Source organism: Corynebacterium limaceinasi (assembly GCF_046717465.1).
In the GTDB taxonomy this organism is placed as follows: domain Bacteria; phylum Actinomycetota; class Actinomycetes; order Mycobacteriales; family Mycobacteriaceae; genus Corynebacterium.
In genome coordinates this window covers 2241906-2254886 of the sequence record NZ_CP177100.1, presented here as the reverse complement: position 1 = coordinate 2254886, position 12981 = coordinate 2241906, and the positions used below count along the sequence as shown (strand labels likewise).

Sequence of the window (12981 nt, the reverse complement as noted above, 5' to 3'; positions counted from 1 at the left end):
GAGGAGATGCCCAGTGAGCGCTAAACCCGAATGGGCAGACAAAGATTATTATGCGGATCTGGGGGTCTCCTCGTCCGCAGACCAAAGCGAGATCAAGCGCGCGTACCGCAAGCTTGCCCGCGAAAACCACCCCGATACCCACCCCGATGACCCCGCGGCAGCGGACCGGTTCAAGCGGGTTGCGGAAGCATACGATGTGCTTTCCGATGCCTCCGAACGCAAAGAATACGACCAGTTCAAGGCCATGCTGCGCAATGGCGGTGGCTTCGGACGGAACGGAGGCGCCGGCTTTCCCGGCGGGTTTCGATCCACGAACATGGGTGGACAAGGTGCGCAAGACTTCGACCTCTCGGACCTCTTCGGAGGTGCCACTGGAGGATCGTCTCAAGGCGGCGGTTTTGGGGATATCTTCGGTAGCGTTTTCAACCGCAGCGGTAGTGCTGGCCACTCAGCTAAACCGTCGCGGGGGGCCGACGTCGAAACGGAAATAACCCTCGATTTCCGCGAGGCCGCCAAGGGGACCACCATCCCGCTGGCCTTAAGCGGTAACGCGCCGTGCACCACGTGCCATGGCTCGGGTTCTTCCTCCGGCAAGACCTCAACGTGCGGGACCTGCAATGGCTCCGGATACACCTCGGAAAACCGCGGTGCCTTCGGCTTCTCCGCGCCGTGCAAGGATTGCGATGGCACGGGCCGCCGCATCACAGATCCGTGCCCAGACTGCAACGGCACCGGAACGGTGCACCGCACCCGGAACATCACGGTCCGCATCCCCGCCGGCGTCATCGACGGCCAAAAGGTCCGTATCGCCGGCCAAGGCGAGGCAGGCCCGAATGGCACCCCGGCCGGTGACCTCTTCGTTGCGGTCACCGTCAGGCCTGACAAGGTCTTTACCCGCGACGGCGACGATATCCACATCACCGTCCCCGTCTCGTTTGCCGAGCTCGCCCTTGGTGACACCATCACGGTTCCTACCTTGGATAGCCCGGTCCGCGTGAAGATCCCGGCTGGCACCCCGGATGGCCGCACCCTGCGCGTGCGTGGGCGCGGCATTGCCAAGCGCGCCGGCAAGGCTGGCGACCTCTTGGTGAGCGTGCAGGTCACCGTGCCTTCCAAGCTCGATGCCGCGGCCTCCAGCGCCCTGCGTACCTATGCACAAGCCGAAAAGGACTCTGGCTTTAATCCCCGCGCAGACTGGGCCGGCGCGGAGAGCAATTAAGGCAGGAGGTGCATTGCACAATGAGTACTGGAAAGGCAGAAGGCTCCGCCACTGCGGTCTACGTCATTTCCGTGGCCGCCGAGCTTTCCGGGATGCACGCCCAAACCCTGCGCACCTATGACCGCATGGGTTTGGTCTCCCCGGCCCGCACTCGCGGCGGTGGCCGCCGTTATTCGGATCGCGATATTGAATTGCTCCGCAAGATTCAGGCGCTGTCGCAAGACGATGGCGTCAACCTTGCCGGCATCAAATCCATCATCGAGTTAACCGAAGAGCGCGACCAGCTCGAGGCCGAACGCGATGCGCTTGCCGATGAGGTCCGCACCCTCCGCGACCAGCTCGCCGCCGGGCAGCGCCCGGGGGCACAGCACCCCCAAGCCCAGGGGCAGCACGCCCGCGGCGCACAAGGCCCACAAGGCTCGCGGACCCCGGTGCGTTCTCAACGCAGCGGTGAGCTCGTCCACGTTCCGCGGTCTACCTCCGTGGTGATGTGGAGCCCGCGCACCGCGCGCGATCGCAAACGCAATCGCCGAAACAACGGTAGCGAAACCGGATAAACCGCCTAACTCGTCCTGCGGACGAGAAACCTCAACTAAAACCCTCCATACCTTTTACGGCGTAGCGCCCGCACAGGAATGGAGGGTTTATCTCTGCCTAAAAGTCCCTCACCCCGGAAATGCCACACCCGCACAACCGGACTTTGGGCGGTGAAGAAATGTTAATTTCTCACCCCTATTTAGTGCGGAATGCGAAAAATTGCATTACTATGTCTGGAAAGCAGGTGAGGTACACCACAGTAGAACGCCTGCAGTGGTCCGAGCCATACACGGCAAGGACTATACCTGGCAAGAACCACAGTCGAGATTTCTGCACGAGAGGACACCACCATCATGACTTTGTACGCAGCACCCGGAACCGAAGGGGCCATCGTCAACTACCGCGACCGCTATGACAACTACATCGGTGGAAAGTGGGTGCCGCCAGTCGATGGCGAATACATGGACAACATCAGTCCCGTGACCGGCGAGGTATTTTGTCAGGTGGCCCGCGGCAAGGAAGCCGATATCAACGCAGCCATCGATGCCGCGGAAAAGGCGTTTGCAACCTTTGGCAAGACCACGCCGGCAGAGCGCGCACTCTTGCTGCACCGCATCGCGGACCGGATTGAAGAAAACCTCGAAAAGATCGCCGTCGCGGAGACCTGGGAAAACGGCAAGGCCGTCCGCGAGACCTTGGCTGCCGATATCCCGCTGGCCGTTGACCACTTCCGCTACTTCGCGGGCGCCATCCGGGCGCAGGAGGGCCGCCTGTCCCAAATCAGCGAAGACACCGTGGCCTACCACTACCACGAGCCACTCGGCGTTGTTGGCCAAATCATCCCGTGGAACTTCCCGCTGCTCATGGCCTCTTGGAAGATCGCACCGGCCCTGGCCGCTGGTAACTGCATCGTGCTGAAACCCGCGGAGCAAACGCCTGCATCCATCCTCTTGCTCATGGATATTATCGGCGACCTCCTCCCAGATGGCGTACTCAATATCGTCAACGGCGTGGGCGAGGAAGCCGGTGCGGCATTGTCGGGTTCGGATCGCATCGCCAAAATCGCGTTCACCGGCTCCACCCCAGTGGGCAAGCTCATCAATAAGGCCGCCGCGGACAAGGTCATCCCGGTCACCCTGGAGCTCGGCGGTAAGTCGCCGTCCATCTTTTTCAAAGACATCATGGATGAAGATGACTCCTACCTGGAAAAGTGCGTCGAGGGATTCGTCATGTTTGCACTCAACCAGGGCGAAGTCTGCACCTGCCCATCGCGCGCCCTGGTCCATGAGGATATTGCCGATAAGTTCTTGGAGCTCGCCATCGAACGCGTCAAGAAGATCAAGATCGGCCACCCGTTGGATACCGAAACCATGATGGGTGCCCAGGCCTCCCAGGAACAGATGGACAAGATTACCGAATACCTCAAGATCGGCCCAGAAGAAGGCGCGGAAACGCTCACCGGCGGCCACGTGAACAAGGTAGAAGGCCTCGAAAACGGCTACTACATCGAGCCCACGGTCTTTAAGGGCAGCAATGAGATGCGCATCTTCCAGGAGGAAATCTTCGGGCCAGTGCTGTCTGTGGCGACCTTCAAGGATTACGACGAGGCCATCGAGATCGCAAATACCACCAACTTCGGCCTCGGCGCCGGCGTGTGGTCGCGCCAGCAAAACATCTGCTACCGCGCCGGGCGCGATATTCAGGCCGGCCGCGTGTGGGTCAACCACTACCACGACTACCCAGCACACAGCGCCTTCGGCGGCTACAAGGAATCCGGCTTGGGCCGCGAGAATCACTTGATGATGCTCGGCCACTACCAGGAAACCAAGAACATGCTGGTCTCGTACTCCGACGCCCCCGCAGGACTCTTCTAAACCCACAGCCTGCTTTAATCCGCCCTCGATTCCCCGGAAGCCACCGTGCCCAAACCGCGCAGGAACTGCGGATCCTCCCAATAAGATCCGTGGTCCCCGGGCAGGCCATCCGCGCCGGGCAGGGGAGTGGCGCCAAAGGACTGGGTGGTGGGATCCGGACCATGGATTCCACTGAGTGGCCCCGTCGCGATAGCGATGGGGTCATTGTCATTGGTCGCCGCCCACACGGTGCCGTGCAGCTCGCGGGCATGCTGGGCGCTGGTGCCGGGGCTTCCCACGAGCACGATATCGGAGGCGATGTCCTCCTCGCGCGCCGCATATCCGGTCACGACGGAGCCATAGGAATAGCCCACCACCGTTCGCTTCGCGCCTGGATACCGCTTGCCGATGCCCCGCTGAAACCGCACCAGCTCCTGCCCCGCTGCCCGCGCGGGATCGGCATGCACGGCGCGCGGCAAACTCGACGGGGCCTGGTAGCCCAACCACACGGCGGCAGGACCACCGCTCGCCTTGGCGATATTGCGGCCACGGTCCACGGCGCGCTGCCAGGTAGTGGGGTCGGAGGAATGCACGCCTTCGACAAACGTGGTCACGGACGCAGGCTCCGTGCGAAAGCCCTCAGGATCCACCAGTGCCACCAGCCGGCCGGGGCTGGTCTCCACGATGCGCATATCGGGGTTATCCGCGGCCAGCTGCGCCACGCGGTCACTGGCCTGGACGAGGTTAATCTCGTGGATGGTATCGAGGGGAAGATCGGCAAAATCTTCCAGCCGCTGCGGCGGTTCCACCCCCGCGGGCGTGCAGAGGGCGTCGATTTCTTGGGAGCAGAGCCAATCGAGGGCATCGCCAAGCGCGCGCACCTCCCGCAGCAGCACGCCGCCAGCTAGCGCGGCGGGGCCAGAAAACTCATCAACCTTGCCTAGAAAAGAAATGATCCGCGCCTCCACCCCCTCGCGCCAGGCCTGCAGATCCGCGTGCCGGTCCAGCACCTCGATGACGTGCTCCATCTGCCCAAGCGGGCTACTCAGCCACTCGGTCGCCTCCGCCAAACCGGAGCGCGCCGCCACGCCCGCGGGCCCGCCCAGCGATAGAGACAGCCAATCGTGGTGCGAGTCCACATAGTGATTATGCAGACCAGCGCGGTCCGCGGCGAGCTGCGCGGCGCTGTGGCGCAGGGCGGTCGATAAATTCATCGCGTCCTCCCCAAGCTCGCGGCGAGCGAGGAATCGAGCGCGCCGCTGCGGTCCAGGAAGGAGTGGAGGCTGCGCAGGCGCTCGGAAACGGTGGCATCGCTAAGCTGCTGCGTCTCAGACCACTGCGCCACCGCGCGCTGGAGGGCGGCAGACGTCCGGGAGGCCACGCCTAAGCGTGCCCCCGGCATAGCCGCCGCCGGCCGCGCCCTCAAGGCGTCTACATGTGCGGGAAGGTGTTCAGGAATATCTACATAAGTCATGGCCTTAAGCGTGGCCGCTGCGGGCTGTAGCCGCGAGGGCAAAATCGCCAACCCTGTGGATAACTAGGTGACGCTGCACTAAGTTGGGGTTTATGAAAGTAGCAGCAGTGCAATTGACCTCCACCGGCAGCATCGAGGAAAACCAAGAACTCGCCCTGGATAAAATTCGTGAGACCGCGGCGGCGGGCGCGCGCCTTATCGTGCTGCCAGAGGCCGCCTCGCAGAACTTCCGCTCGGGCCGCCTAGACGAGCAGGCGCAGAACCTCGAAGGCCCGTTCGCCACCGCGATTCAGGAAGCGGCGGAGGAGTTGGAGGTCACCGTCGTCGTCGGCATGTTCTGCCCAGCCGATACCATCGAGCGCGAGGACAAGACCATCAACCGCGTATCCAATACCGCGCTCGTCGCGGGCCCTGGCGTGCTGGGCGGCTACGAGAAAATCCACACCTACGATGCCTTTGACTACCGCGAATCCGATACGGTGCAGCCTGGGGAATCCTTGGTGACCTTCGACGTCGATGACCTCACCGTCGGCGTCGTGGTCTGCTACGATATCCGTTTCCCAGAGCAGTTCAAGGACTTGGCGCGCGAGGGCGCGCAGCTCATCGTCGTGCCCACCAGCTGGGCGGATGGCCCCGGCAAGCTAGAGAAGTGGCGCCTGCTCACGGCCGCGCGGGCGCTGGATTCCACCAGCTATATCCTCGCCGCGGGCCAATCCCGGCCAGGCGGCAACGCGGAGGCCGGATCCCCCTCGGGCCCGACCGGCATCGGGCACTCCACCATCGTCGATCCCAACGGCGTGCGCGTGGCCGAGGCCGGCTACGAAGACGAGATCCTCTACGCCGATATCGATCCGCACGAAGTAGCGAAGACGCGCCGCTCCCTGCCGGTGCTAGAACTTAACGACTAAGACTGCGCCGCATAATCCTCCGGCAGCCACTCCCGGTCGCGGCCCCAGCTGTGGCTTAAGATCCACTGCTTGCCGATGCCCCTTTTCTCCAACCCCTTCCTCGCTTCCGCCACCTCCTCGGCGCTGCCGAAGAGGGCGAAGTGGGTGGGCGTGGTTGTGGATAACTCGACCTCGTTGACTACTACATCGGTCGGGTCGGGGGAGAGGGTGTGGGTGGCGGCATCGGCAAGCGGCCGTGCGCCCAGCAGCCACGGGTCGTTTTCCTGCCGGATGATGCGACGCAGGCTGAGATCGGGGTAGAGTGCCGCAAGGTTCTGCTGGAAATGCGTGTCATAGTGCGCGCCGGGGCTATCCGCAACGGCGAAAATCTGTAGGGACAAGTTCTTCGCGAGGCCCTCCTCGCCCGCATCCGCGGCCTGGCGCGCCGCCAGCGCCAAGCACCGCGCCGCCGCCCAGCCCGTGCCATAGGCCACGATGACCAGCCTGCCCCCGCGCAACGCGCGCAGGTCCTGCCAGATGGACCCGGTGGGCCGGCCCAAAGTCCACCAATCGCCCGGCTTGGTATGCGCAAGCGACCGCGAGGCCTCGCCCACCGCGGCGACGTGGAAGACCAGCTGGCCGGTGGCATCGCTGGGCTGGGCTGGGGTGAGCATGCGCCATTGGCCGGGAAGGTACTGGGTGGTGACGGGGAAATACTGCCCCGGCTCGAAGGCAGCGGGCATTCCCGCCTCGACGCGAATGACCGCGGTTTCGCGCGTCGGCCGCTCCACCGCAACCACCTGCCCCGAATACGCCGGCGCCTCCCCAGCCAGGTCCGCCTCGCGCGCCGCACTGGCCATTTCCTCGCAAACCTGGTGGATGACGGCACAAGCGAAGTCGTATTGGTACCGCGTCAGCGCCAAAACCCGCAGGCCCTTGATGAGCGCCTCCTCGAACCGCGCATACACCTCGGCCGGGAAGCCGTGCCTGCGGTGATCGCGGCCGAGCTGCGCGATCTTCTCACGGACGGCCTCGGGCAGCGTGGCCTCAACCCCCACCCCAGCACCGGCGCTGCTGGGCTCCGCATGTTCAATCACCCACGCCAATGCGTGCACCATGGACCGGTGGGTGTCCTGCATAGAAAGGGAAAAGACCTGCCGCGCTTCCGGCACCATGAGGAAAAACTGCTCATGCACCGCATCGCGGTAGTCGTCTGCATACTTCCGGAAGTGCTCGCCCAATTCCCACATGTTTTCCCATCCTAGTGTGCTTGCCTGCCTTTTAGCGTGCGCATTTTCGTCCCCGCGCTATAGGTCCAGCACCTTGATAACCTCGCGCGCCGCCATGCGACCCGCCCGCGTCGCTCCCACCGTCGAGGCGGTCGACCCATAGCCGGCGAGGAAAACCCGCGGGTTCGCGACAGGCGAGACCTCGTTGCGCATGACAATCCCGCCCTTGCGTGAGCGCAATCGCAACGGTGCCAGGTGGTCCAGCACCGGGCGGAAACCGGTATTCCAAAAGATGACGTCCACCGCCAAGTGCGTGCCCGCCGGATACGGCTGCCATGCCGCCACGCTTTCCGATGCCCCCGCCACCTCACTGCTCACATCAGTTCTGCCGCCGGCCGCCGTCTCGCCGTCTGTCACCGTCGAGTGGTCCGCCGCAGCGTCACCCCTCGCGGCGGCCCCGCCGCTCGCAGACCCGCTAAACCGCACGCCGGTCGCGTCAATGGCATTGAACATGCCGCGCGAGACCAGAACGCCGCGCTCGACCGCATCCAGGTATTCCTGCCAGGGCGGAATCCCGGTGGTCGAGACCACCGAGGCCGGCGGGCTGCCGCTAAAGACCCGCTCGCGGACCTTCTTTTCCACATCCAAGCCCCACTGCTTATCGAACTCCGTATTCGTAAAATCCGGCGCCCGCCGCGTGGCCCAGGTGGTCTGGGCGATGCCCTCAAGTTCCAATAGAAACTGCACCGCGGATAGCCCACCGCCGACGACCAACACGCGCTGGCCTGCAAAATCCTCCGCCGACGAATAGTCCTTGGTGTGCAATTGGCGCCCGCCGAAACTGCTAATACCCGGAATATAAGGAATATACGGCCTATCCCACGTGCCGGTGGCGTTAACGATGGTGTCCGCAGAAAACTGCTCGCCGGACTCCAGCGTCACGAGAAACGCGCCGCGTGCGCCGCGGGGATTGCGCGCGCCGCGCGCGCCGGGTTCTCCGGGCAGGGCACGGACGCTGCGGACGCGCGCCGGGCGGTAGGGCCGAAGTTGGAACTTGTCCTCGTAGGCGCCGTAGTAGGCGGCGACTACGTGGGAGGCGGGGGAGGAGGCATCGGCAAGCGGGGCGGGCATGCCCGGCAGATCCGCGATGTTATGGGCCTTTCCCAGCGTTAGGGAATCCCACCGGTGACGCCAGGCGCCGCCGGGGGCGGGGTTGGCATCGATAAGCAAAAAGTCTTGGGCGGGGATAAGGCCGCGGGAGGTGAGCTGCTGGGCCGTTGCCAAGCCTGCCTGGCCCCCGCCGATGATGATGCTGAGGTAGTGCTCCACCGTGCCATTGTAACGGGGGTGAAAAATCCGCCGTATGTTGTGGCTCACTACATGATAGGTAATGTACTTTTTATCTGCGCGCTCGCTACTCGTGAGCAGCCTGCCATAACTGCACAGCTAGAAAGGATTCCCATGGAAGATTTTTCCGCTTATACGCTCATGCTGGACGTGGGTTGGATTTCCTTACTCATGGTCATCGGCAATATTTTGCGCCACCAAGTGAAGTTTATCTTCCAGGACTTATTGCTGCCTGCCCCCATTACCGCCGGCCTGCTTGGCCTGCTGGTCGGGCCCAACGTGCTGGGCTGGATCAACTTCTCCGATAACCTCGGCGACTACACCTCCATCCTCATCGCCGTGGTCTTTGCCTCGATGGCGTATTCCATGGAGGTTGGCGGCAACATGGGCAAGGGCGCGCGCAATATGTGGGGCTATTCCACCATGATGTTTACCGGCCAGTGGGGCCTTTTCATCGTGCTGGGCCTGCTCTTCTTCGCCCCGGTCTTTGATACCCCGAACTGGTTCGGCATGATGCTGCCGGTTGGATTTACCGGTGGCTTCGGCACGGCCGCCGCTGTGGGTGGCGCGCTGGAGGGCGTTGGCGCCGAGGCGGCAGCGTCTCTGGGCTTTACCTCCGCGACCGTCGGCACGCTGGCCGCAATTATCGGCGGTGTCATCGCTGGTAACTGGGGCATCCGCAAGGGCAAGGTGTCCTACGTTCCCAAGGAGCTGCCGGAGGAGATTCGCCGCGGCTACATCAAGAACCTGGATGATCGCCCCTCCCTCGGCCGCGCGACCACCAACCCTTCTTCCATCGAGCCGCTCGCGCTGCACTTCGGCTTCATCATTCTCACGGTCATGACGGCGTACGGCGTCAATAAGGGCATCTCCAGCATTTGGGAAAATGTTTCCATCCCGCTCTTTGCGATGTCCATGGTTATCGGCCTCATCTTTCGCGCCATCATGAACTTCGCCGGCGCCGAGGACTACCTGGATAAGGATTCCGTATCCTCCATCTCCGGTGCCGCTACCGATTACCTCATCGCCTTCGGTGTGGCCGCCATTGTTCCTGCCGCTATCGCCTCCTACTGGCAGGCACTGCTCGTTCTGTTCATTCTGGGCACCATCTTCTGTACCTTCTTCTTGATGTGGTTCCCCGCCGAGTTCTTTGGCGAGCGCTGGATCGAGCGCGGCATCTTCGGCTGGGGCTGGGCGACGGCCACCGTGGCTACCGGCATCGCCGTGCTCAAGATCGTCGACCCGAAGCTGAAGTCCGGCACGCTGTCCGAATACGGCATGGCCTACATCGGCTTCGGCCCGTTCGAGATTTCGTGGACCATCATTGCACCAATGGCGGTGATGTACGGGTTTACCGGCGCGTTCGGTGCCGTTTCGCTGGCCATTTCCATCGGCGTGTACCTGACGTTCAAATTCATGGGCTTGCTCCCGCCGCGCGGCACGATTTTCAAAGAGGGCATCGGCCACGTGGGTCAGAAACAAGAAACCTAGCCCTCACATATCTACTCTGCGCAAGCCGGGCTCCCACATTTTTGGTGTGGCGGCCCGGCTTTGTTGTGCCGCCAATTCGCTTGCTTGCCGATGCCCCCTTAACCCCCACCTCGATTGCACCGTGCACCCCCACTCCTAGGCCGGCCGGACTTCGGTAGGGCTGTTGTGACAGCGCGGCGTGCTCACTCCTATGCCGACAGGACTTGGGTAGGGCTGTTGCGGCATTGCGGCAGAGCTGAGGAGCATAGCGTGGGAAGTTGAGCCAGGTGGACTCAAAAAATTTGAGTTGAGTGGAATAGGCTCAACTTTATGTGCGTTATACCTAGTGAATCCTTAAAATGGACGAATAAATCTTAGAAGGAGAAACGTACACATGAGTTCTTTTAACCCCACCACCAAAACACAAGAGGCTCTGCAGGAAGCCCTGCAGACCGCTTCCGCGAATGGCAACCCGGATATCCGCCCGGCGCACCTGCTGGCGGCCATCCTTGGGCAGGAAGGCGGCATTGCCGCGCCAGTGCTCAAGGCCACCGGCGTTGACCCGGATACCGTGCTGAAAGAAGCGCGCGAGCTGGTTAACTCTTATCCCAGCGCCGAGGGCGCCAATATGTCCAACCCGCAATTCAACCGGGATGGCCTGAATGTACTGACCAAGTCGCAGGAATTGGCGGGCGAGCTTGGCGATGAGTTCGTGTCCACCGAAGTCCTCCTCGCCGCCATCGCCGGTTCGAAGACCGACGCCGCCGAGTTGCTGACCGGTCGCGGCGCAACCTACGACGCCATCAAGGGCGCCTTCCCCTCCGTGCGCGGGGCCGCCAAGGTGACCTCGGAGAACCCGGAAGACCAATTCCAGGCCCTGGAAAAGTACGCCACCGACCTCACCGCGCGGGCGCGCGAGGGCAAGATCGACCCGGTCATCGGGCGCGATCAGGAAATCCGGCGCGTCGTCCAGGTGCTCTCGCGCAGGACGAAGAACAATCCGGTGCTGATTGGTGAACCGGGCGTCGGCAAGACTGCGATCGTTGAGGGCCTGGCCCGCCGCATCGTGGCTGGCGACGTCCCTGAGTCCCTGAAGGGCAAGACGCTTATCAGCCTAGATCTCGGTTCCATGGTCGCCGGCGCCAAGTTCCGCGGCGAGTTCGAAGAGCGCCTCAAGGCTGTGCTGGATGAAATCAAGCAATCTGAGGGCGAAATCATTACCTTCATCGATGAGTTGCACACCATCGTCGGCGCCGGCGCCACCGGCGAAGGCTCCATGGATGCCGGCAACATGATTAAGCCCATGCTGGCCCGCGGCGAGCTGCGCCTCGTCGGTGCAACCACGCTGGATGAGTACCGCAAGTACATCGAAAAGGACGCCGCCCTCGAGCGCCGTTTCCAGCAGGTCTATGCTGCAGAGCCGTCCGTGGAAGACACCATCGGTATCCTGCGCGGGCTCAAGGAGCGCTACGAGGTGCACCACGGCGTGCGCATCATGGACTCTGCCTTGGTGTCTGCGGCGGAGCTATCGAACCGTTACATCACCAACCGCTTCCTGCCGGACAAGGCCATCGACCTAGTCGATGAAGCCGGCTCCCGCCTGCGCATGGAAATCGACTCCTCGCCGCAGGAAATCGATGAGCTCGAGCGCATCGTTCGCCGCATGGAGATCGAGGAGCTCGCGCTGAAGAAGGAATCCGACGCCGCCTCCAAGGACCGCCTGGCCGCCCTGCAAGGCGAGCTCGCGGACCAGCGCGAAAAGCTCGGCGAGCTCAAGGCGCGCTGGGCCAACGAGAAGAAGGCCATCGATGACGTGCAGGATATTAAGGAAGAGCTCGACGATCTCCGCCGCCAAGCAGAAATTGCCGAGCGCGACGGCGACCTCGCCCTAGCCTCCGAGATCAACTACGGCAAGATCCCGCCGCTGGAAAAGGACCTGGCAGCAGCCGAGGAAAAGGCCGCCGCCCAGCGCAATACCATGCTGGATGAGGAGGTCAGCCCGGATACCATCGCGGAGGTCGTCTCCGCGTGGACCGGCATTCCCGCCGGCAAGATGCTGCAGGGCGAGACCGAGAAGCTGCTGAACATGGAATCGGTGTTGGGCAAGAGGGTTGTCGGCCAGCGCGAGGCCGTGACCGCTGTTTCCGATGCCGTGCGCCGCTCCCGCGCGGGCGTGGCTGACCCCAACCGCCCGACCGGATCCTTCCTCTTCCTCGGCCCCACCGGCGTGGGTAAGACGGAGCTGGCTAAGGCGCTGGCGGACTTCCTCTTCGACGATGAATCCGCCATGGTGCGCATCGATATGTCCGAGTACGGCGAGAAGCACTCCGTTTCCCGGCTCGTCGGTGCCCCTCCGGGATACGTCGGCCACGAAGCCGGCGGCCAGCTCACCGAGGCCGTGCGGCGTCGGCCTTATACGCTCGTGCTTTTCGACGAAGTGGAAAAGGCCCACCCCGACGTCTTCGACGTCCTCCTCCAGGTCCTGGATGAGGGGCGGCTTACCGATGGCCAGGGTCGCACCGTCGACTTCCGCAATACCGTCATCATCCTAACGTCCAACCTGGGCGCCGGCGGTACGAAGGACGAGACGATGGAGGCCGTGAAGAGGGCGTTTAAGCCGGAGTTCATCAACCGCCTCGATGACGTGGTGATGTTCGAGCCGCTGTCGGAGGAACTGCTGCGCGGCATCGTGGACATCCAACTGCGCGGTCTCACCGAACGCCTGGAGGCCCGCCGCCTGACGCTGCAGGTATCCGATTCCGCCAAGTCCTGGTTGGCCGACCGCGGCTATGACCCCGCCTACGGCGCCCGTCCGCTGCGCCGGACCATCCAGCAGGCTATCGGTGACAAGCTGGCGAAGAAGCTTTTGGCCGGTGATATTGCCGATGGCGATACCGTCCACGTCGACGTCGCCGATGGCGGCGCGGAGCTGGACATTTCCGCTCGCTAAATTACCGGGCGAAAA

10 protein-coding genes are annotated in these 12981 nt (G+C 63.2%); 6 read left to right on the top strand and 4 right to left on the bottom strand.

Annotation, left to right across the window (positions count from 1 at the left end; all coding sequences use genetic code 11):
• Nucleotides 1–13: 13 nt before the first annotated feature.
• The 3 genes from dnaJ (at nucleotide 14) to ACLI1Q_RS10895 (ending at nucleotide 3630) form a co-directional block, all read left to right on the top strand.
• Complete coding sequence (dnaJ, locus tag ACLI1Q_RS10905; RefSeq protein WP_284771668.1) at nucleotides 14–1219, top strand: molecular chaperone DnaJ; 1206 nt, start codon at nucleotides 14–16, stop codon at nucleotides 1217–1219.
• A 20-nt stretch (nucleotides 1220–1239) separates the two neighbouring features.
• Nucleotides 1240–1776, top strand: a complete 537-nt coding sequence (locus ACLI1Q_RS10900) for a heat shock protein transcriptional repressor HspR (RefSeq protein WP_284771669.1) — start codon at nucleotides 1240–1242, stop codon at nucleotides 1774–1776.
• A 333-nt stretch (nucleotides 1777–2109) separates the two neighbouring features.
• A complete protein-coding gene (locus tag ACLI1Q_RS10895; protein ID WP_284771670.1) occupies nucleotides 2110–3630 on the top strand; it encodes an aldehyde dehydrogenase family protein in 1521 nt (506 codons plus the stop codon).
• Nucleotides 3631–3644: 14 nt separating this feature from the next.
• Here ACLI1Q_RS10895 and ACLI1Q_RS10890 read toward each other — a convergent pair whose 3' ends face one another.
• Nucleotides 3645–4823, bottom strand: a complete 1179-nt coding sequence (locus ACLI1Q_RS10890) for an alpha/beta hydrolase (RefSeq protein WP_284771671.1) — start codon at nucleotides 4821–4823, stop codon at nucleotides 3645–3647.
• On the bottom strand, nucleotides 4820–5083 hold the full coding sequence (locus ACLI1Q_RS10885; protein ID WP_284849529.1) for a hypothetical protein: 264 nt from the start codon (nucleotides 5081–5083) through the stop codon (nucleotides 4820–4822). The genes ACLI1Q_RS10890 and ACLI1Q_RS10885 overlap by 4 nt, the downstream gene beginning before the upstream one ends.
• 92 nt (nucleotides 5084–5175) lie before the next feature.
• Between ACLI1Q_RS10885 and ACLI1Q_RS10880 the strand changes: the two genes are divergently transcribed.
• On the top strand, nucleotides 5176–5991 hold the full coding sequence (locus ACLI1Q_RS10880; RefSeq protein WP_411696992.1) for a carbon-nitrogen hydrolase family protein: 816 nt from the start codon (nucleotides 5176–5178) through the stop codon (nucleotides 5989–5991).
• Here ACLI1Q_RS10880 and ACLI1Q_RS10875 read toward each other — a convergent pair.
• Entirely contained in the window at nucleotides 5988–7220 is a 1233-nt protein-coding gene (locus ACLI1Q_RS10875; RefSeq protein WP_284849527.1) for an FAD-binding oxidoreductase, read from the bottom strand. The two genes, ACLI1Q_RS10880 and ACLI1Q_RS10875, sit on opposite strands and share 4 nt — an antisense overlap.
• A gap of 57 nt (nucleotides 7221–7277) precedes the next feature.
• The gene (locus tag ACLI1Q_RS10870; RefSeq protein ID WP_284849526.1) at nucleotides 7278–8528 is read right to left on the bottom strand and encodes an NAD(P)-binding domain-containing protein; all 1251 of its coding nucleotides are present in this window, start codon (nucleotides 8526–8528) and stop codon (nucleotides 7278–7280) included.
• Nucleotides 8529–8660: 132 nt separating this feature from the next.
• Between ACLI1Q_RS10870 and ACLI1Q_RS10865 the strand changes: the two genes are divergently transcribed.
• Together ACLI1Q_RS10865 and clpB are read left to right on the top strand one after the other, a co-directional pair.
• Nucleotides 8661–10037: a sodium/glutamate symporter gene (locus ACLI1Q_RS10865; protein WP_239270000.1), complete on the top strand. Its 1377-nt coding sequence runs from the start codon at nucleotides 8661–8663 to the stop codon at nucleotides 10035–10037.
• 373 nt (nucleotides 10038–10410) lie between these two features.
• Nucleotides 10411–12966, top strand: coding sequence for an ATP-dependent chaperone ClpB (gene clpB, locus ACLI1Q_RS10860; protein ID WP_023024094.1), 2556 nt, complete (start codon nucleotides 10411–10413; stop codon nucleotides 12964–12966).
• The last annotated feature ends 15 nt before the right edge of the window (nucleotides 12967–12981 follow it).

Bases quoted from the DNA above. Each gene is read 5' to 3' on its own strand.
- ACLI1Q_RS10900 (WP_284771669.1), top strand. From the start codon at position 1,240: ATGAGTACTGGAAAGGCAGAAGGCTCCGCCACTGCGGTCTACGTCATT.
- ACLI1Q_RS10895 (WP_284771670.1), top strand. From the start codon at position 2,110: ATGACTTTGTACGCAGCACCCGGAACCGAAGGGGCCATCGTCAACTAC.
- ACLI1Q_RS10890 (WP_284771671.1), bottom strand. From the start codon at position 4,823: ATGAATTTATCGACCGCCCTGCGCCACAGCGCCGCGCAGCTCGCCGCG.
- ACLI1Q_RS10885 (WP_284849529.1), bottom strand. From the start codon at position 5,083: ATGACTTATGTAGATATTCCTGAACACCTTCCCGCACATGTAGACGCC.
- ACLI1Q_RS10880 (WP_411696992.1), top strand. From the start codon at position 5,176: ATGAAAGTAGCAGCAGTGCAATTGACCTCCACCGGCAGCATCGAGGAA.
- ACLI1Q_RS10875 (WP_284849527.1), bottom strand. From the start codon at position 7,220: ATGTGGGAATTGGGCGAGCACTTCCGGAAGTATGCAGACGACTACCGC.
- ACLI1Q_RS10865 (WP_239270000.1), top strand. From the start codon at position 8,661: ATGGAAGATTTTTCCGCTTATACGCTCATGCTGGACGTGGGTTGGATT.
- clpB (WP_023024094.1), top strand. From the start codon at position 10,411: ATGAGTTCTTTTAACCCCACCACCAAAACACAAGAGGCTCTGCAGGAA.